The organism is Chryseobacterium sp. ERMR1:04, from assembly GCF_001297705.1.
In the GTDB taxonomy this organism is placed as follows: Bacteria; Bacteroidota; Bacteroidia; order Flavobacteriales; family Weeksellaceae; genus Chryseobacterium.
This window is the reverse complement of sequence record NZ_LIRF01000007.1, coordinates 545,574-566,131: the sequence shown is the minus strand read 5'-3', so window position 1 is coordinate 566,131 and position 20,558 is coordinate 545,574. Positions and strand designations below refer to the sequence as shown.

General features: G+C 35.1%; 16 protein-coding genes and 1 rRNA gene. 8 read left to right on the top strand and 9 right to left on the bottom strand.

Annotation, left to right across the window (positions count from 1 at the left end; translation table 11 throughout):
* Nucleotides 1-1,085 (bottom strand): 16S ribosomal RNA (locus AMQ68_RS17245); the annotation flags it as partial.
* 1,613 nt (nt 1,086-2,698) lie between these two features.
* Here AMQ68_RS17245 and AMQ68_RS17240 point away from each other — a divergent pair.
* Nucleotides 2,699-3,391 (top strand): DUF4290 domain-containing protein, encoded by a 693-nt coding sequence (locus AMQ68_RS17240; protein WP_054511840.1) that lies wholly within the window; start codon nt 2,699-2,701, stop codon nt 3,389-3,391.
* Nucleotides 3,392-4,699: a UDP-N-acetylglucosamine 1-carboxyvinyltransferase gene (murA, locus tag AMQ68_RS17235; RefSeq protein ID WP_054511839.1), complete on the top strand. Its 1,308-nt coding sequence runs from the start codon at nt 3,392-3,394 to the stop codon at nt 4,697-4,699. It abuts the gene before it with no gap.
* 74 nt (nt 4,700-4,773) lie between these two features.
* On the opposite strand, the gene AMQ68_RS17230 is transcribed toward murA, so the two are convergent.
* The 7 genes from AMQ68_RS17230 to AMQ68_RS17200 all read right to left on the bottom strand — a co-directional run bounded on the left by AMQ68_RS17230 (nt 4,774) and on the right by AMQ68_RS17200 (nt 11,636).
* Entirely contained in the window at nt 4,774-6,690 is a 1,917-nt protein-coding gene (locus AMQ68_RS17230; RefSeq protein WP_054511838.1) for a DUF2207 domain-containing protein, read from the bottom strand.
* Between the two features lie 3 nt (nt 6,691-6,693).
* Nucleotides 6,694-7,248, bottom strand: a complete 555-nt coding sequence (locus tag AMQ68_RS17225; RefSeq protein WP_054511837.1) for a LemA family protein — start codon at nt 7,246-7,248, stop codon at nt 6,694-6,696.
* A 398-nt stretch (nt 7,249-7,646) separates the two neighbouring features.
* Nucleotides 7,647-7,958, bottom strand: coding sequence for an NIL domain-containing protein (locus AMQ68_RS17220; RefSeq protein WP_054511836.1), 312 nt, complete (start codon nt 7,956-7,958; stop codon nt 7,647-7,649).
* A 411-nt stretch (nt 7,959-8,369) separates the two neighbouring features.
* Nucleotides 8,370-9,023 carry a YiiX/YebB-like N1pC/P60 family cysteine hydrolase gene (locus AMQ68_RS17215; protein ID WP_082384132.1) on the bottom strand — a complete coding sequence of 218 codons (654 nt, stop codon included), beginning with the start codon at nt 9,021-9,023 and terminating at the stop codon, nt 8,370-8,372.
* Nucleotides 9,001-9,456 carry a DUF1801 domain-containing protein gene (locus AMQ68_RS17210; RefSeq protein ID WP_054511835.1) on the bottom strand — a complete coding sequence of 152 codons (456 nt, stop codon included), beginning with the start codon at nt 9,454-9,456 and terminating at the stop codon, nt 9,001-9,003. The genes AMQ68_RS17215 and AMQ68_RS17210 overlap by 23 nt, the downstream gene beginning before the upstream one ends.
* 39 nt (nt 9,457-9,495) lie before the next feature.
* Nucleotides 9,496-11,148 (bottom strand): DUF6029 family protein, encoded by a 1,653-nt coding sequence (locus tag AMQ68_RS17205; protein WP_071254897.1) that lies wholly within the window; start codon nt 11,146-11,148, stop codon nt 9,496-9,498.
* A gap of 5 nt (nt 11,149-11,153) precedes the next feature.
* Nucleotides 11,154-11,636 (bottom strand): TlpA disulfide reductase family protein, encoded by a 483-nt coding sequence (locus tag AMQ68_RS17200; protein WP_054511833.1) that lies wholly within the window; start codon nt 11,634-11,636, stop codon nt 11,154-11,156.
* A gap of 200 nt (nt 11,637-11,836) precedes the next feature.
* On the opposite strand from AMQ68_RS17200, the gene AMQ68_RS17195 reads away from it, so the two are divergent.
* The 3 genes from AMQ68_RS17195 to AMQ68_RS17185 all read left to right on the top strand — a co-directional run bounded on the left by AMQ68_RS17195 (nt 11,837) and on the right by AMQ68_RS17185 (nt 15,618).
* Nucleotides 11,837-12,898 carry an Omp28-related outer membrane protein gene (locus AMQ68_RS17195; protein ID WP_082384131.1) on the top strand — a complete coding sequence of 354 codons (1,062 nt, stop codon included), beginning with the start codon at nt 11,837-11,839 and terminating at the stop codon, nt 12,896-12,898.
* A 36-nt stretch (nt 12,899-12,934) separates the two neighbouring features.
* A complete protein-coding gene (locus tag AMQ68_RS17190; protein ID WP_054511831.1) occupies nt 12,935-14,803 on the top strand; it encodes a choice-of-anchor J domain-containing protein in 1,869 nt (622 codons plus the stop codon).
* A 68-nt stretch (nt 14,804-14,871) separates the two neighbouring features.
* The gene (locus AMQ68_RS17185) at nt 14,872-15,618 is read left to right on the top strand and encodes a T9SS type A sorting domain-containing protein (protein WP_054511830.1); all 747 of its coding nucleotides are present in this window, start codon (nt 14,872-14,874) and stop codon (nt 15,616-15,618) included.
* Nucleotides 15,619-15,743: 125 nt separating this feature from the next.
* On the opposite strand, the gene AMQ68_RS17180 is transcribed toward AMQ68_RS17185, so the two are convergent.
* On the bottom strand, nt 15,744-17,474 hold the full coding sequence (locus AMQ68_RS17180) for a T9SS type A sorting domain-containing protein (RefSeq protein WP_160317998.1): 1,731 nt from the start codon (nt 17,472-17,474) through the stop codon (nt 15,744-15,746).
* A gap of 278 nt (nt 17,475-17,752) precedes the next feature.
* Between AMQ68_RS17180 and AMQ68_RS17175 the strand changes: the two genes are divergently transcribed.
* From AMQ68_RS17175 to murB, 3 genes are read left to right on the top strand one after another with little or no spacing between them, the layout of a single operon-like run.
* On the top strand, nt 17,753-18,958 hold the full coding sequence (locus AMQ68_RS17175) for a pyridoxal phosphate-dependent aminotransferase (RefSeq protein ID WP_054511828.1): 1,206 nt from the start codon (nt 17,753-17,755) through the stop codon (nt 18,956-18,958).
* Nucleotides 18,959-18,969: 11 nt separating this feature from the next.
* The gene (locus AMQ68_RS17170; RefSeq protein ID WP_054511827.1) at nt 18,970-19,446 is read left to right on the top strand and encodes a hypothetical protein; all 477 of its coding nucleotides are present in this window, start codon (nt 18,970-18,972) and stop codon (nt 19,444-19,446) included.
* Between the two features lie 4 nt (nt 19,447-19,450).
* Entirely contained in the window at nt 19,451-20,464 is a 1,014-nt protein-coding gene (gene murB / locus AMQ68_RS17165; RefSeq protein ID WP_054511826.1) for a UDP-N-acetylmuramate dehydrogenase, read from the top strand.
* Nucleotides 20,465-20,558: the final 94 nt, after the last annotated feature.

Here is a 20,558-nt window from a genome sequence, read left to right as displayed (position 1 = left end):
TGCAGGACTTAACCTAACACCTCACGGCACGAGCTGACGACAACCATGCAGCACCTTGAAAATTGTCCGAAGAAAAGTCTATTTCTAAACCTGTCAATTCCCATTTAAGCCTTGGTAAGGTTCCTCGCGTATCATCGAATTAAACCACATAATCCACCGCTTGTGCGGGCCCCCGTCAATTCCTTTGAGTTTCATTCTTGCGAACGTACTCCCCAGGTGGCTAACTTATCACTTTCGCTTAGTCTCTGAAGCTTAAAGCCCCAAAAACGAGTTAGCATCGTTTACGGCGTGGACTACCAGGGTATCTAATCCTGTTCGCTCCCCACGCTTTCGTCCATCAGCGTCAGTTAAGACATGGTAACCTGCCTTCGCAATTGGTGTTCTAAGTAATATCTATGCATTTCACCGCTACACTACTTATTCCAGCTACCTCTACCTTACTCAAGGCTCGCAGTATCAATGGCAGTTTCATAGTTAAGCTATGAGATTTCACCACTGACTTACGAGCCCGCCTACGGACCCTTTAAACCCAATAAATCCGGATAACGCTTGCACCCTCCGTATTACCGCGGCTGCTGGCACGGAGTTAGCCGGTGCTTATTCGTATAGTACCTTCAGCTTTCCACACGTGGAAAGGTTTATCCCTATACAAAAGAAGTTTACAACCCATAGGGCCGTCGTCCTTCACGCGGGATGGCTGGATCAGGCTCTCACCCATTGTCCAATATTCCTCACTGCTGCCTCCCGTAGGAGTCTGGTCCGTGTCTCAGTACCAGTGTGGGGGATCACCCTCTCAGGCCCCCTAAAGATCATTGACTTGGTGAGCCGTTACCTCACCAACTATCTAATCTTGCGCGTGCCCATCTCTATCCACCGGAGTTTTCAATATCGAATGATGCCATTCAATATATTATGGGGTATTAATCTTCCTTTCGAAAGGCTATCCCCCAGATAAAGGCAGGTTGCACACGTGTTCCGCACCCGTACGCCGCTCTCTCTGTCCCGAAAGACAAATACCGCTCGGCTTGCATGTGTTAGGCCTCCCGCTAGCGTTCATCCTGAGCCAGGATCAAACTCTCCATTGTATGTTTGTCTGACTCACTCAAAGTTATTAACGTTCTAGTCTTTTCCTTACTTGGTTGTTATATCTATTTTTCAATGATCTTCTTATATCTTACGCTTTTTACTATACCTAATTTTCTGTCGTTTTCAGTATAGATTTGCGTGTGCAAAAGTAAAACTTTATTTCTAATTGACAAAGCGTTTTCTAACTTAATTTAGTGTCTTGTAAATAACCCTAACCTCGTTTTTAATACTCCTTATCTTCTACTCCTCTGCTCCCGTTTTACCGGACTGCAAAGATACAAATCTTTTTAACTTTTCCAACTCTTTCTAAGAAAAAGTTTAAGTTATTTTTTGATTCGTTTTTGTTGTGTAGATTTTGTCTTACTATCTTCTGCGCTACCAATCAACATATCGTTTTTCAGTGGGGCAAAAGTACTCTCTTTTACCCCACCAATCCAAACTTTATTAACTTAATGTTTATATTGGGATTGGTTTGTGGAGAAGTAAGCGTGCTAAATAATTGATTTTATTAACTTTATATAATATGTGGTAGTTATCCACATTGTTCGATTTTGGTTTTGAATATGTTATAAGACTGCTTTATACTGCTTAAAATACTTTTGAAAAGTGCTCCTATCATATATAAGGTATAAAAAACCTCATAGGTTTTTGAAACCTATGAGGTTGGGGTTTGAAGTATGGGAGGCTATGGGTTAGGAAAGGATTTTTTTATTTCCCGCAGATTTTCACAGATTTACACAGATGTTTGAGGAGTTAGGTATAGAAAGAATTGAGGATAGGTATTAGTAGATGGATGAAATGTTGATTTTTTACTCTTAAGGCAAACCTGTTAGGTTTAGAGAGAATGAGGATTACCAATAAATAATCCCCGAGGTAAGCCTTGAGGTATTTATCCTCGAATACATAGTTGTCTTATTTTATTTCAAAGTATTTCATGAATCTGTCATTCTGAATGGAATGTAGTGGAGTGAAGAATCTCTACCCTTTTTTTGAATTTCGCTGTTGAGATCCTTACAGGATGACAAACTTTATGCTAATGCTAACTGTTAAAAAGAATGACCAATACCCTAGCCCAGATAGAAGCGACATCCTTTTTTGTTGCGGCCGAAGTAAAGCGGAGGCCGTAATAAAAAAGATACAGCGGATAGCTGGATTTAGCTCATGAAATTTTTGAAATAAAAAGTATGAATGTAAGGAGTCATCTCAAGTCGTTAGAAGATTGTGAGGGATTAATGAATACAACACATATAATAAGGAAAGTGTTATTTTTTCAATCCTTAAGATTTATAATATTGAGGGAAGGGATGGTTTTCTTTTTTTAATTTTTATTATTTCATATTTCACTTTTGTAAAACTATAATAGGCTCTTAATTGAAAAGCATCTAAAAAAGAACCCGCAAATTTTCATTCATCATCTATAATATTCACTGATATTCGTACTCCCCCGCTATGTATCAATATAAAATATTCCATAAAATAGGAACTGAAAAATATATTTACAGACCTAACTCTATAATTAGCAACCCTTACATCCATTATCTTTTCATTAAAAAATCATAAACTTTTAAGATTTTCAAGACAATTTTTCTTTTAATCCATATATTTGCATACTATGGAATACAATACCCAAAAAACTCAGCTTAATATGCCAGAATATGGCAGAATTATACAACAATTGGTTGAGCGTTGCAAAGAGCTTGTTGACAGAAACGAAAGAAGCGAAATGGCGATGGCGATTATCGATTTTATGGGTCAAAGAAACCCACAACTTCGTGATGAAGACAATTATAAACATAAACTTTGGGATCATCTTTTTATTTTAGCAAACTATGATCTGGATGTAGACTCTCCATATCCATTTCCTACAAGGGAACAGTTGGCAGAGAAGCCCAAGACAATGGAATACCCTAAACTACAGGGAGATTTTAAATTTTACGGAAAAAGTATTCTTCAATTAATAGAGAAAGCAATAGAACTGGAACCCGGCGACGAAAAAGAAGCCCTTATCGAGGTTATTGCCAACAATATGAAGAAGTCTTACAATGTTTATAATAAGGAACATGTTACAGATGATGTAATCTTCCGTCATTTGAAAGAGCTTTCGGAAAACAGGTTGGATCTTACCAATATAGAATCTTTGGAAAAAAGCAAGATCTATTATAGCACCAACAACAACCGAAACAACAATAACAGAAGTAACAGCAATAACAACAACAGAAACCAAAACCAGCCTAATAAAAGAAGGCACAACAATAATAACAGTAATAACAACAGAAGTAACAGTAACAACAATAACAGAAAGTAAATGAGTGGAACATTTCAAATAAGAGGAGGAAAAAGACTGCAAGGTGAAATTACTCCACAAGGAGCTAAAAATGAAGCTCTTCAAATTTTATGTGCAGTTTTATTAACTGATGAAGAGGTAAGAATTAAAAACATTCCGGATATCCATGATGTCAACAGATTGATTGAAATTCTTGGAGATTTCGGGGTAAAAGTGACTAAAAACGGTCACGGTGATTACACTTTCAAGGCTGATAAAGTAAACTTCGATTATATAAAATCCAACGAGTTCAAAAAAGACGGTGCCAAACTTCGTGGCTCTATCATGCTAATGGGACCTATGTTGGCAAGATACGGCGAAGCTTATATGCCAACTCCGGGTGGAGACAAGATTGGAAGAAGAAGATTAGACACTCACTTTCAAGGACTTGTAGAACTTGGTGCAGAGTTTCATTATGATGAGGAAGAATATTTCTATTCATTAAAAGCTAAAGAACTTAGAGGAAAATTTATCCTTTTAGAAGAAGCTTCTGTAACAGGAACAGCCAATATCGTAATGGCAGCCGCTTTAGCAAAAGGAAAAACAAGAATTTATAACGCAGCATGCGAGCCTTACCTTCAGCAACTATGCAAGATGCTGAACAGAATGGGTGCTAATATTTCAGGGATCGGCTCTAATTTAGTAACCATTGAAGGAGTAGATTACCTTCACGGAACCGAACACACGATGCTTCCTGACATGGTAGAAATAGGGTCTTGGATTGGTCTTGCAGCTATGACAAAATCTGAAATTACCATTAAAAATGTAAACTGGAATCAATTAGGTGTTATTCCAAATACCTTCAGAAAATTAGGAATTCAGCTTGAACAAAGCAACGACGATATTTATATTCCTGCTCAGGAAAACTATAAAATCCAGAAATTTATTGACGGATCTATTTTAACGATTTCTGATGCCCCTTGGCCAGGATTCACTCCAGATTTGTTATCTATTATTTTAGTAGTGGCAACTCAGGCTAAAGGAAGTATTCTGGTTCATCAAAAAATGTTTGAATCAAGATTATTCTTTGTTGATAAATTGATTGATATGGGCGCACAGATCATTCTTTGTGATCCGCACAGAGCAACTGTCATTGGTCTTAACCAGGAAGCTCCATTAAGAGGAACAACAATGGTTTCTCCAGATATCAGAGCTGGAAACGCCCTTCTTATTGCAGCCCTTTCTGCAGAAGGAAAATCGATTATCCACAACATCGAGCAAATCGACAGAGGATATGAAAATATTGATGGAAGACTAAAAGCGATCGGAGCTGACATCGAAAGAATTTAATATACTGAAAATTCAACATACAAAAAGCGTTCAAAATATTTTGAACGCTTTTTTATTTTTCTGAGAAGTTCGGATTACCAGCCTCCGCCTCCACCGCCTCCGCCACCTCCACCGGAGAATCCGCCACCTCCTGAACCGCTGCTTGAGCTTGACGGTTGGGTAGATGCAGATTGTATGGAATGGGTAAGACTAGAATTCAGTACATTTCCAAAACTATAGTAATTGATGGCGCTGCCAACATACCATGTGCTCACATAGTCTGTTCCGCTTGCCATATTTTTCAATACCTGGTCAAATTTCTTTCCCCAAATATCATCCACACCCAACACCATTGCAAAAGGCAACAATGTTTCAAAAACCTGAGGAGTCATCTGAGGTGGATTGTGAAATTTCAACTGCTCGTTTTCAGCAGCTCCCATATACATTTTGAAACCTTCAATTAAAGATTGTTTTCTCAACTTTTCTTCTGATGGCCTTTTAATTAAATATTGATAGATCATCAAAGAAGTAAATCCTAACATAACGAAGAAATAGCATACACTAAAATTAATGAGTTCACTTCCGTTACTGCCTACTTTAATAAAACCAAAAAGTGCAATGAGAACAACAAATGGAACCGGTATTAAAAATTTCCATGAAACTCTGTTGGATAAAAAGGCAACTACGCAGAATATCACTAAAGAAATAACATATATGAAAATTCCACCGATTACTTTTTCTACTTCAGGATCTATTTTAAAGCTTATGATTAATCCTAAAGCATATACCATTGAAATTAATAGTATCGGAACAACAAGTTTGCCATAATTATTGCCTTCATTTAGCAATTGATCATATTGAAATTGCAATGCTCCTTTAAAGCTAGTAACTACATTTTCAATTTTTGAGTTGTATTGTCCATCAAATGTAATAGTCTCATTTCCTGTAAAAAGAGTATTCATTAGACTAATCTCTTCTTTTGATAAAGACTGATCCGGTTCTTTTAATTTATTCAGCGTAAATGTCTTCGTATTAAACAATCCTAAAATGCCGGAACTTTCGCCTTCGATGATCTTCAAATAGCCTTTTACCGCAAGATTTACAATGGAAGCCGTTACCAATTTATTTTTAAAATTTTCATCCTTTATATAGCCCATAGAAGCCGGTGAAAGGTTTTCAGGAACATTGAATTGTGGATAAACTGTTGGTTTCTCAGGATCTACTCCATATTTTCTCCAAGTTGAATAATAATAGAAAAGTAATCCTAAAAATATAATAATTCCACCCATCAGAACACCATATTTCTCAATAGAAGTTGGCGGTGGTGGCGGAACCATAATTCCTTTTTGAAATCCGGCAGCAATTGTCAATCCTTCGTTGGGACCTAAGTTAGTGGCAGACCATTCCATTGAATTGTCTGCTAAGACTTTAGAAGTACAATTCTGAGTACTCTTTCCATAAGCTCCTGTATAACAAGAATTCTGAAGGATCTTTGAACCTTCAGGAAGTGTTACCTTTGCAGAAATGGTGTCTATAGCAAAATCCCAAACTGTTCCGTTGACATTCCAATAGATCTCATCATATTTATCAAAAAATCCGATCTGATTTTCTGTTGTATATTTTACTTCATAATTGTAATCACCAGGACTTAGAATAACATCTTTCTTTCCTACATATATCTTCAGATAACCATCCCCGGTTTCTTCATGATAATCTTCCTCTACTCCATCTTTCTTTACAGAAATAATGTTATATCTTACTTTCTGAGTTTTGTTATTTAAATTTCTAGATAAAGGAAGCGCACGATAAATTCCTCTTTTGATATTAATTCCGAGACTGTGTACTTTGATATCCTCTGTAACACTCAGTGCAGACTTTTTATCAACCGTAATATCAGAATGAAAAGAGAGGATGCGTTCTGTTCCCGATTTACTATCTTTTATACTATCCCCTTCCTGAGAAAAAGCCAGCGTAAAAGTGAGTACATAAAAAAGTAATAAAAACTTTTTCATTCCTTAAAATTTTACCGTTGGAACTTCTCTTTCTGCTGCATTTTCCAGTTCGAAGAACGGAGACTTTTGGAATTTGTACATATTGGCGATAATATTACTAGGAAAAGTTTCTACCAATGTATTGTTATCGCGAACGGTTCCGTTGTAATATCTTCTTGATTTTTCGATATCATTTTCTAAAGAAGTCAATTCAGATTGCAGTTGTTGGAAATTAGCGTTTGCTTTTAAATCCGGATATTGCTCTGCAACGGCATACAGATTCATCATCGCCTGATTCAGGTTTTTCTCTGCAGCTTCTTTTGATTCTACAGAATTAGCACCTACCGCCTGAGCTCTTGCTCTTGTTACGCTGTCTAATGTCTCACGCTCGTGAGTAGCATACCCTTTTACAGTTTCTACCAAATTTGGGATAAGATCGTGACGTTTTTTAAGCATTACATCAATACTGCTCCAGGCTTCCTGAACCAAATTTTTCAGTCTTACCAATCGGTTATAAATGGAAACTCCGTAAAGAAGAAAAATTACTACTAATGCGATTACAATAATTAGAATGATCATAGATTTCGATTTTAATTTAGTTTAAAATTACCCTTTTTTATATTATCATGTATAATATACTTTTTAAACAAACAAAATCTTAACCACAAATAAGAAGTTTATCTTTTTTAGTTGATGAATGATATTTGAATAAAATTAATAGATACAAAAGCAATGAGTTATCTATTATAATTTCAGCTAATTACAAAACAAATTTTGTAAAAATAAAATATTTCACTTCTATTTAATACAAGAAGATTTTCAAAAACCTAGGTATTCTTAATCACTGCTTAATGGCTAATTTAAAATAATTTCTGTTTTAATCTTTTGCCTCTTTTACCTTTAAAATTTAAAGTTCAATAAAAAAAGCGCTCAGTAAAAACTGAACACTTTCGTAATTAAAACTATATGAACCTCCCCTAAAAATATTTTCTGCAGAGATATTCTACAGTTGTATTTAAAAGTTTATTTTTATTCAGAAAGAACTCAAGTTCTTGGTATTCTTCTGAAGTTACATTAATATATAATTGTACTGAACCAAAGCTATATCCATTCACATATTCCACATTAGCTGATAACACCCTGTGACAAATTCCGAACTGGTGATAAATAGTATTCATTACATGTTCAAATTTCATTTTCCCATTTAACTCTATTTCCAGTATCAACTCTTTTTTAGGCAGGCCAATTATTTTGGGTAAAACCTGCACACTTGGATTTGGTGTAATCATAACTAAACATTTTTTTTGGTTAGACTTGTCTTGACTTAATTCATTTCATTTGTTTAAATCTTTGACAAAAATATAAAAAATATTAGTCCACCAAATTAGTAGACTATTAATTTTTAATTTTAACATTATTCTTTATCAATTTTTTAAGTTTTGACTAAAGCCTTTGGAATTTGGAAAAAAATAAAACGGACTAAAGCCCGTTTCTATTGATATTAATATCGAAAATGTTGAAACTTTTTTTCGCTTAACAAGCATTACCAAGTTTGTCATCCTGAAAGGATCTAAACACGAATCTTTCTATTCTATTTTCTAATACTATATTGAGATGCTTCCAGCATTGACAAACTTTGTGGGAATGCATTGAGATGAAAAAGTAAAAAATAATTTAAACAACTTCATTGTTTATTTCTGCTATTTGAATTCCTTTATTCTTTCCAATTTATCTGATGCGGCTAATCCGTTGGGATTGCAACCTAATTCGCCTTCCGGAACTTTAAGATTTTTCTTTTGGTAGAATTGCTCCCAAAATTCATTGGTTTTACCTGTTTTCGGATCAATGAAAGTCATCGGTTCCAATTTAAAGATATGGTCTTTCCTAAATGCTCTTTCAATAAAATCTGAACAGTAATAAGAGTTTTCATCTAAAATATAATTGAAATTATATGGCTTCCCCAACATTCCTTCTGCTTTTTGAATGGCTACAGGAATTGTATTTTGATAGTCTGGTTGTAGACGATACACTATTACTCTTTTTCCGTCATTCGCCTGATCTTTTAGAAAATCTTTCAAATTTTGTTTTTGCGAGCCTCCTTTTGGGGCTGCATGAAGAACAAATGCTTCATTTCCTTTCTTTTCTAAAATTCCAATATGATCAAAAGAAGCACTTTTCTGTTTTTGGGTCACATTATTAATGGCACCCGATAATCCGGTTTCTTTTGCCGTTACAAAAAGAAGGTCTCCATTTTTTAGATCTGAAACTACCGAATTTTTACAACCTGATAAGAACATCAAAACAAAAACGGTAAGTATTTTAAATAAAAAATTATTTCTTAAATTTTGTCTCATAAATAGAAATCCAGTCTTGTACAGTTATTTTATTGCTCACCTCAGCTAATAATTCAAAAGGAATATCGTCCCTATTTTTAAAACGGATGCATGATTTCCCCATATCTAATTTTCTCTTAGAATATTTTGGAAACTCGGCTACAAACCAATCCAATAATTCTGGTTTTGCATAGATTCCCATGTGATACAATGCAATACAATTTTTCTGAGAAGCTAATGAAATAAACGGAAGCGGTGAACCCGGCGTACAATGATAACCGGCAGGATATGTCTCTAACGGAACTGCCCAACCTACCATTCCGTAGCTGATATTTTCTTTGAAACCTTGCGGTAAATTATCATTAACAGCATTAAATATTTTTCTGAAAACCTCCTGTCTTTCTTCGGGAATCTTGGAGATATAATCTTCTACAGAATCTGCTTGAATTTGCATTGTCTATTAAATTTCGAATTCCCAAAATAACAACATTTATCAGTAATTCGCACTAATCCCGAGAGAAAATCCTGCACTTTCCGGAACAAATCTACATACCCCTCCTACACAAAGCAATCCGCCACGCTGTCTTCCATAAGAAGCCTGAATTCTCGTGCTATTTTTTCTGAAAACAATTCCTCCGGTATAGTAATGCATTTGCTTAGATTCATCAGGATTTCCGTAATTATAAAGATCATTCACAAAAACCGACCAATTCTTTTTAAAATTATATTCTGCCAAACCGGCCATCCAATTTCCATGATAACCATCGGCCCACTGATGTTGTAACTCCAACTTCATAGAACTTTTTGAAAACTTATAAATATTGTCTAAGACCACTGTTTTTGCTTTTACCGCTCCCACCGTTTCTTCTGTTCGGTAGGTATTATAAAATTGGTTGATAAAAACAAAGGCGATCTTCCAGTTATCTTTCAGTTTGGTTCTGATATCTACACTTTGATCTGAATAATATTTTTCGCCCAGCTTTAAAAATTCTGTTCTATAGCCATTATCATCATTGATGTAATTTCGATACGTTCCTTTTAATCCGTACCAATTTGAAATATTTACAGAGATGTCTGTTCCATATTTTCCACCGAGAAGGGTTTCTTTTTTAATTTTATAAAAAATATCAAACTGCGAACCTATTTCCCCTGCTTTTTTCTGAGGCAGAAACGTCAATTGAGGTTGCGCCTGATAGACATAAATATTAGCCAAACTATAATCATACTGTTTTGTAAGTGCCGGAACATAGTTAAGAACCGCATTATGATAAATATTCCCGATCTGATCTCTTTGTGAGTAGAAATTAAAATTTTCTAACCTTCGCAAACTTCCCACGATCCCAAATCTGTTGGTAGCATAAGACAGGTTAAGATGAAATGCACTTCCGGGAAATACATTATTCGGCGCCAAAACCGTAACCTGTTTGATATTATCTTTTGTTTTATAGAGATATTCAAAGTCTAAGGCAAATTTAGCATACTCCATTTTAAATCGTGAAGAATAGACATTGACACTTTTAGGATAAAAAGTATTTCCCTTATTATCTTCATATTTATTAACATAACTAAAACCTACACTCGTCTGGAGTTTTTTCATATTCAACAGCGGGTCCAACCTCAACTCTGCATCCAAACCGCTAATAAAACCATCTGTAAGTTTAAAACCAGACCTTTGTTTTCCTGCCAAGGCTTTTAGCGTGATAATCTGATCCGGATCGCTGTACTTTATTTTCCCTCCCAAAAGAGAATTCGCAATACCTAGCTGTTTATCTTCCCACAGACGCAAAGCCAATCCGCTTCCAAACTGCTCATAAAAATGTCCTAAGGTTACATCTACTCCAGCTTTTTCATTGTTATAATTAACGAAATATGTCCCAAGATTCGTTTTCTCGAAAGCAGGTGAATAATTAAGCAATGCTTTGGGTTCATACGATTCTAATTGCGCTCCAAAGGTGAAGTCTTTGAGTTTATAATTAACATTTAAATAATTATTAGACCTCAGTCTATTGGAAGATTCTGTTTCTGAAAGCTTGATCTTATCATCATCAATATAATATTGAGAATTAGATTCTAAATTTACCGTTAACTGACTGCAAATTTTCACACTAAAAAGAAATAGTGTTCCTGTGATCCATTTATTTCGCATGCCGGTTAATTTTGATGACACTCCTTAATTTTAGCCAACAGCTCGTCTTCATCCCCTGCGGAATATCCTACATGGGAATACACGATTTTTCCTTTATGAACAAGGAGCGTATAAGGAACGCTATTAATATTCAACGCTCTTTTAAGGGTTTGATTCGGGTCCAGCAAAATAGTGTAGGTCCAGCCTTTACTTTTAACGACAGTTTTTACTTTTGAAGTGGTTCTTGCATCATCCGTAGATACGGCATACATACTAAATTTTGTTTCTTTTTGCCAATCTTCATATTTCTCATTTATCGTATTAAGTTCTTCCATACAAGGCAAGCACCATGTAGCCCAAAAACTCATCACCACAGGCTCTGAAGAATCTATTGTAGAGACATTTAGCTTTTCTCCATTTATCGTATTGATTGATACATTGGGGATCTTTTGTGCGCAGTATAAATTGAAGGTTAGAACACAAGAGGCAAATAATATTATTCTCAGCATATAAAATGTATTTTAAACAAATATACCTATTTTTTATTATATTTTTAAAAACATTTATATACATTTGTTAAACAAAAAATAAGTAAACACGTAAATTATTGATTATTCAATAATAAAAATAGGTAAATTATTAACGTATTCTGAAAATGGATTTAATAAAATATAAGAGAAGGTGATTTTTAATTTAAAATTTATTTAAAATGATGAAAAAAACAGTACTATTTCTAACTACCGTGACATTTATCTTCTCAACAATCATGAGTTGTGCGGGCTCAGAAAGCGATGAGGGTAAGAATTCAGTTACTTACCTCACTATTACCTCAGAAGGTGGAAGCGAAAAATTGCTTGGAAAAACATTCACTTTTAAGGTGAAAGATAATCTTACAAACGATATCACTTTGGAAAGCCAAATCTATGTTGACGGACAGCTTATTTCTGGAAATACTTTTACACCAACAGAAAAAGGAACCTATGAAATTGTTGCAAAATGTAAGAATTTACCCGTCAACCCCATCTCCATACATTCTGTAATAAATAATGGCGTAAGCTTTAAACACAGAATTTTATATGAAGATTTTACTGGAACATGGTGTGGATACTGCACGATTGCATTAGCCAGACATGACAATCTTGCTTTACAGACAGAAGATTTTGTATTCATCGGAATCCACGGACCTGAGGGAACTACCGACCCTTGGTCTTGCCCCACAAGCACAGAAATGCAATTTTTAAAAAATGTAACAGAATGGCCTGCGATGTACATCAACAGAAATACAAATTGGGCTTATGATTCTAACTACACGGATATGTCACTTCCATTAAGTCAGTTGAAAGCATTTAGCAAAATAGGAATCAAAATAAACTCTACCCTCTCCGGAAATTCGGCCCAAATAGAAACCAAAGTTTCGTTTACTGAAAATTTCAACAATCTTAAAATAGTCGCTTTTATTGTTGAGGACGAATTAATTCATGATCAAAAAAACTACATCCCCACTCTTTACGGAGGAAGCAGCTATATCTATAATTACAAGCATCATAATGTTTTACGAAATAAACTCACCTCATCGGTATCAGGTGAAGCCATCCCAAGTTCGCAAACTATTCTACCTGGGGAATATGCGAGAACTTTTCAATATACCATTCCGGCCGGTTTTAACATCAATCATTTAAAAACCATCATTATGATCATGGACGAGAACGGAGCCGTACTGAATGTAAGAGAAGAGAAATTGGGTACCAGTAACAACTATGAACTTCTATGACGTATTAATAATTTTTAAAAAAAACAACAAAACAGCATGAACAAGATTTTACTCACTATTTGTATTCTTATTTTTGGAATACATTACACACAGACTTATTATAGTCAAGATTTTAACACCCCAGGCCTCAATGGCTGGACAAGCACAGACCTTGACGGAGATGACGAAGAATGGGAAAATACAGATGCATCGGGCCTTAACTCTGCTTTTGGGGCAGGATCTTTAGTTTCTTTTTCTTTTACAAATGCAACAGGACCTCTTACTCCTGATAACTTAATCACTTCCCCATTAATTAACCTTAGTACCGTTACAGCAACAAGCGTTACTCTTCTGTATGATATGATGACTCACCCCAATTATCCTGCAGACAAATATTCTGTTTATATAACAACCTCCAACTCCCCTACGGATATTATCAACTCAACTCCCGTATATACAGAAATACCAACAGGAGGTTTTAAAAACAAAATCATTAACCTCACTCCTTACATCGGACAACAGATATACATATCTTTTAGACATTACGATTGTAGTGATGAATTCTATCTAATAATAGATAATATTCAAGTTAAAACTATTGCTGATAAAGATGTAGCCTTAACTAAGGTAGATCTTGGCCGATATGGTATCACAAATAATGATTATTCGATAAAAGCTACCGTAAAAAACAATGGTAATGAAACCCTCAACAACATTACCCTTAATTGGAATGACGGAACAAATGATCACGTCTCTACTATTGCTTTAACAACGCCTCTACAGTCTGGACAAGAAGCTACTATTACCCATCCTATTTCTGTAAATTACCCATCAGTTGTAGAGAAAACAATAAATACAATCGTAACATTAGTAAACGGAGCTCCAGACTCTACTCCATTAGACAATACTTTACCTAAGCCATTCAATACGGTAAGTCAAAATTCGCCTAAAAAAGTTGTATTGGAAGAAGGAACCGGCACGTGGTGTGGGTATTGCCCTAGAGGAGCCGTTGCAATGCACGATATGGACACTAATTACCCTAACGATTTTATAGGAATAGCAGTACATAATAACGACCCAATGCAATTAGACGAGTATGATTCCGGTGCTGACTTTGCAGGTTTTCCAGCATTACATGTTGACAGAGCTTTATTTAACCAAGAAGTAGGTAGCAGCGAAATGGCCAATCATGTAAATACAAGAAAAACACTCGTTACCCCTGCACAAATAGATGCATCTGCTACTTTATCCGGCAATGCATTAACCATTACTCCTTCCGCTACATTTAGAACAGGTTTCAGTAATGCTGATTTTAGATTTTCAGTAATCTTAGTTGAGGATGATGTACATGGAACTACATCAGGATACAATCAAAAGAACTACTATTCAGGAGGTGCGCTAGGACCAATGGGCGGATATGAAAATCTACCGACCACTGTACCTGCTGCTCAAATGACTTATGATCATGTAGGAAGAATAATCCTGGGAGGATATACTGGTCAAGCAGGATCAATTCCTAGTATTTTATCAGACGGACAAGCAGCCAGCTATACCTTCAACACAACAATACCTGCAACTTACGACACCAGCAAAATAAAAGCTGTTGTATTGCTCCTAGATGCTACCACAGGCGAAATTGTAAATGCTCGCTCTTTCACGATGAATACATTAGGAACAACTGAAGCACAAACCAACGCAAACTACCTTACGATCTATCCAAATCCTACAACGGATTTCATCAAAGTACAGGCAAATCATAATGTAGATCTTACTTTCTATGATATGAGCGGAAAACTGGTATTACAGAGATTAAACGTTTCTCCTGATAAAAATGTTTCAGTTCAAGGTTTAACGAAAGGAACTTATCTTGTTTCAATTAAAGAAAAAGGCTTTGAAACAAAGACTAAAAAATTAATCATTAAATAATTTAATTTGACAACAACAGAATCCAATCTATACATTGGATTCTGTTGTTGTCACAATACCTTACCATTATGGAAAAAATTATTATCATCCTCATATGCTTCTTTTTATCTTTCTTAAGTAAGGCTCAAATCTTACTGGCGAAAGATGACGGAGCCCCCATCAACAACGGGCAAGTTTTCACCTATAATACAACCGATGAAAACATCGCAACATTACACTATAAAATTGTAAATACATCTTCCAATCCTATTAAAGTTCGGATAAAAGTCACGAACATTCAAAACGCAACAGGAAGCAGTTTTCAATTTTGTTATTTAACCACGTGTTTACCTTCGGTAGTCGTAAATGATATATATCCCGGAAATTCTAACTCCCCCATCAATATTGATGGCTATTCAGAAACTTCATCTATAGGATATAATATGTGGAATTCTAATACCGGATCTGGTACATTCCCCATTGACTATACTTTAAAATATTACCTTGTAGATACTTTCAATAACGAGTACGGAACCCCATTCATCATTACCTATAGATATGATCCGAATGCAGTTTTAGGAACAAACGAAATAAAAAGCGCTCAACATTCGTTTGCAGAAATTCAAACAACCGTTATTAAAAACAATGTGAAAATTACCTCTAAAGAAAATATTTCCTATAACCTTCATAACACAGAAGGACGTCTTTTATTCACAGGAAATCTTAAAAAAGGAGAAAGTACAATAGATACTTCTACTTTAAACTCAGGAGTATATTTATTACATTTAAAAGATTCGAAAGGAAATAGCCTTTCAAAAAAGATCATTAAAGAATAACAAAAAAATAAGTTTTTTCATCACGAATCCCCTACCCAGTAATGAGTATGGGGATTTTTTGCTTTCCATAAAAAAGACAGCTATACTTTCGTATAACTGCCCTCCTGTTTAAGTCTAAAAATTGATTATTGCTTGATAATTTTCGTAATTGATTTAGAACCGTCTTTGAAAGTAATAGACACCAAATACAATCCTGCATTCAGCATACTTAGATTAAGTTCTTTTCCAGGATTATCAATAAGTTTTACCACTCTTCCTGAAACATCATTAATTGTTATAGATTTCACTTCTTTCGTATCAGAAATGTACAGTACTTCTTTAAATGGATTAGGGTGTAGAGAAAGAGATTTCTTACCATTAACTTCAGCTGTCGCTAAGGTAGCAGATTCCCAGTATACATCATCCCAGTAATACGTTTTTGCATCATTCGAACTTTTTATAGCCAACCTTGCATTCGCAGGAACTGAAGCAGGAACAATTACGGTATATTCTGAATTCGCCGCTGTATAAGTGGTATTCGTAATAGCCAGGGCTTCTAATAAAACAAAAGTATTGGTATCTGCAGTATTGGTAATATATCCTACATTTAGAGTACCACCCGCAGTTGTTGTTACTCTCGCTTTAAATCTCAATTTATGAGTTCCCGAGTTGATATTACTCATTACAGGAAGAATAACAGTAGTTGGTGTAGAAGCAGCACTTGTATACTGATAAAGATTTCTGGTACCGGAAGCTGGTGTAGCTGATGCAATTGTCTGGCCTCCAGTTCCCGCTAATCTTATCCAGCAATCAGGAACTATATTTCCTGTACCATAAGAGTCAAAGTTCTCAAACATGGTAGCCATAGCTCCACACAATGTTTTGAAGTTACCTGAAAAAGACCATACACTTTGGCCTGTTGAATTATTACATTTTGTTCTTACCCAATAATAGTATACTGTATTTGGAGATAAGCCATCAATCATAGTAGTCGTTCCTGAAATCCCGGCAATCGTTGGTGTTGTACTACCTGTAGGAGCCGTATTGGTTGTGCTATAATAGATTTCGTAATTTGAAGCCTGCGTGCCTGTAGGAACCGTCCAAGAAACCTGAGCTGTACTAGAAGTAAGAGTGCCAACAGCTTGCAACGTTGGAACTCCACAATCTGAATATGCATCTGCAGAAAAAGCAAAAATATTAGGAACCCCGGAACCTGCAGTTTTCGTTACAGTTACACTTTGTATAGGCTTTGCCTGATTCGCGGCATCTATTGCAAATAAAGACTGATACAATCTAGGATTCGTAGAACTTGATTCTAAAACATTATTTGTTCTGTTGATTCTTCCAATTCCCTGAATCGCAAAATTAGCTCCATCATACCAATCCGAAAGACTTACTCCAGAAAAAGTCTGACTTGTATTGTCTGTAAAGTTAACTTTAACCTCAACAGTTGAAGAACCACTACCACTCGTAGACAACATATATAATTTAGTAGCTGCTTTAGGTGTGCCAAATACTAATGTTCCATTAGCAGTTGCAGTTACTAATTTTAGAGAATTATTTGAGCTTAGATCTGCCAATTGAAAACTTAATCCCGGAGTTGAAGCAATGACTGAATTGATTGTTCCGTTAGTAGGTATTCCGTAGGTAATGGGATTACTCGTTGATGTTAACTGATAGTCTCTCGCTACAAATGCAAAAGAAACTCCATCTACATCTGTTGTTGTAGAAATAGCCGACGATCCTATCCCGTTAGCGATTACATCAGCACTATAGCCGGATTGCACAGGCATAGTTTGAAAATTTTGCGCCATCATCACCGATGCAGAGAAAAGAGCGGCAATATTTAAAGCTCCAAAAAATAGCTTTGTTTTCATATTAATTAGTTTTGTGGTCATAAATTTAATAAAAAAACAATACAAAACACATTTTTACACATTTATTTAGAATAAAAAGTATTAAAAAACACAAAATACACATTAAAATTAAATATTTAGTATTATATAATTAAAGTTAAAATACAGAATAAACAACACTATTCTCTATCATAAAAGTAAAAAATAGAATAATTAAACAATTCACAACAGAAGCTCTTATTCATTATTTTATTATTGAAGAATTAAATCTTATTTTTGTCATACAAATTTTTTGAACAATGCCTACTATTTCAAACAGAGCACAACACATGCCGCCTTCGCCGGTAAGAAAACTGGTTCCTTTTGCCCTAAAAGCAAAACAGAAAGGAATAAAAGTATACCACCTTAATATCGGACAGCCTGATATTGAAACTCCGGAAACGGCTTTAAATGCTTTAAAAAACATTGATTTAAAAGTATTAGAATATGCACTTTCTGAAGGAAATATAGAATACAGAAAAGCGCTTACAGATTATTATCACTCATTAGACTTTACTGATCTTACGCCTGATAATTTCATCGTAACCAACGGAGGTTCTGAAGCATTAAACTTTGCTATTTCAACATTATGTGATGATGGTGATGAGGTAATCATCCCTGAACCTTATTACGCAAACTATAACGGATTTACAAGTACATTCAATGTAAATGTAGTGGCAGTACCTTCAACTATTGAGACCGGTTTCGCCCTTCCTCCGATTGAAGAGTTTGAGAAAAAAATTACAGAGAAAACAAGAGCAATCGTTATCTGTAACCCTGGAAATCCTACAGGATACCTTTACACTCGTGAAGAACTTCAAAAATTAGCAGAAATTGCTTTAAAATATGATATCGTTGTGATCTCTGATGAGGTGTACAGAGAATATGTATATGATGGAAAACAACAAGTTTCAATGCTTGCTTTCCCTGAACTAAGTGAAAACTGTATTATCATTGATTCTGAATCTAAGCGTTACTCTATGTGCGGCGTAAGAATCGGATGTTTACTTACCCGTTCTAAAAAAATTCATGATGCAGCCATGCTTTTTGCACAGGCAAGATTGAGCCCTGTTTTACTGGGACAAATTGCAGCAACAGCAGCTCACCAAAATGATGGAGCTTACATTAGAGCGGTAAGAGAAGAATACACACACAGAAGAAACGTTTTAGTTGATTTGCTTAATGCTATTCCTGGAGTAATTTGCCCAAAACCAAAAGGTGCATTTTACTGTGTAGCAGAACTTCCTGTAGATGATACGGAAAAGTTTGCACAATGGTTGTTAGAAAAATATTCTTTCCACAACGAAACCATTATGGTGGCGCCAGCGGGAGGATTCTACAGCAATCCTGAATTAGGAAAAAAACAAGTAAGAATTGCTTACGTGTTAAACGAAGAAGATTTAAGAAAGAGTGTTGAGATTTTAAAAAATGCTCTTCAACAATATAAATTAGAGTTTAACCTTTAATTTTTTAAAAGATGTCAGCAATAAAGATCAACCGTTTGAAGATGTTATTTTCAACATTTTTATTGCTGATATTTTTTTCATGCAAGAAAGAGGTAGAAAAAGCTAGTGAAAAATCAAATAAGATCACGTTCATTAGCATATCAATGGTAGGCGGAAAATTAGGACATTACAAGATTATCAAAGTCTCGAAAGATTCTATTAAACTCACACAGGGTATTTCTACAAAAAACATTCATAAACAATGGAATTCTGCCATCAACCCAGAAACCTGGAAAAAATTGACCTCAACAATTGATCCTAAGACGCTTGGTAAAATAAAAAGTTCAGAAAGCATTCAGCCTATAGACGGAGCTGATGAAAGTTTCCAGATTAAGACATCTCAAAAATCTTACTTTTATTTAAACTCTTATAATGACACCCTATATTATAAACAGTTGCAAGCATTCAAAGATCAAGTAGACAAAATTCTCCCAAAAGAATACCAATAAACCCATGCAAGAAAATTTTTCTCTAAAACCCTACAATACTTTTGGCGTAGAAGCCAGCGCAAAATATTTCGTTGAAGCACACTCAATTGAAGAATTAAAGGACGCCCTGAAATTCTCAAGCTCTAAAACCCTCCCAATCCTTTTTCTAGGAGGTGGAAGTAATATTTTGTTGACAAAAGATTTTGACGGATTAGCCATTCAACTTAATCTAAAAGGAATTACAGAAAATCAATCTGGAGAAAGTACCATTTTAGTTACAGCCCAATCTGGAGAAAACTGGCATGAACTTGTGATGTATACTTTAGAAAAAAATTATGGTGGACTAGAAAATCTTTCCCTAATTCCCGGAAATGTAGGAACATCGCCCATGCAGAATATCGGAGCCTACGGAACTGAAATTAAAGACGTTTTTGTAGACTGTAAAGTTTTAAACTTAGAAACCTTAGAGGTTGAAGTTTTTGATATTGAAAAATGCAGATTCGGTTACAGAGATTCTATTTTCAAGCAGGAAGGTAAAGGAAAATATGTGATTCTGGAAGTTACTTTTAAATTAACAAAAGAGAATCATATTATTAAAACTGAATATGGTGCCATACAATCTGAATTAGAAAATCTTGGAATTAAGAATCCTACTATTCAGGATGTTTCAAAAGCTGTGATTAACATCAGACAAAGTAAACTTCCGGATCCTAAAGTTACCGGAAACGCAGGAAGCTTTTTTAAAAACCCAACCATTCCCCTAGCTCAATTTGAAGAATTGAAGCATACATTCGAGAACATTCAAGGATATCCCAACGGAGAATTCGTTAAAGTTCCTGCCGGATGGCTGATTGAACAATGCGGCTGGAAAGGAAAGCAAATTGGGAACGTTGCTTCTCACCCATTGCAGTCTTTGGTGATCATTAACGCTACAGGAAGTGCTACAGGAAAAGAAATCTTCGACTTTTCCACAGAAATCATCCATTCTGTTAACGAAAAATTTGGTATAGAACTGGAGAGAGAAGTGAATATTATATAATTTTTAAGAATTATTATGTAAATTTTTCACAAGTTATTTCCTGACTTTTGTCAATTATTTTTATTTATTCTAAATAAAACAGTACTTTTGCACT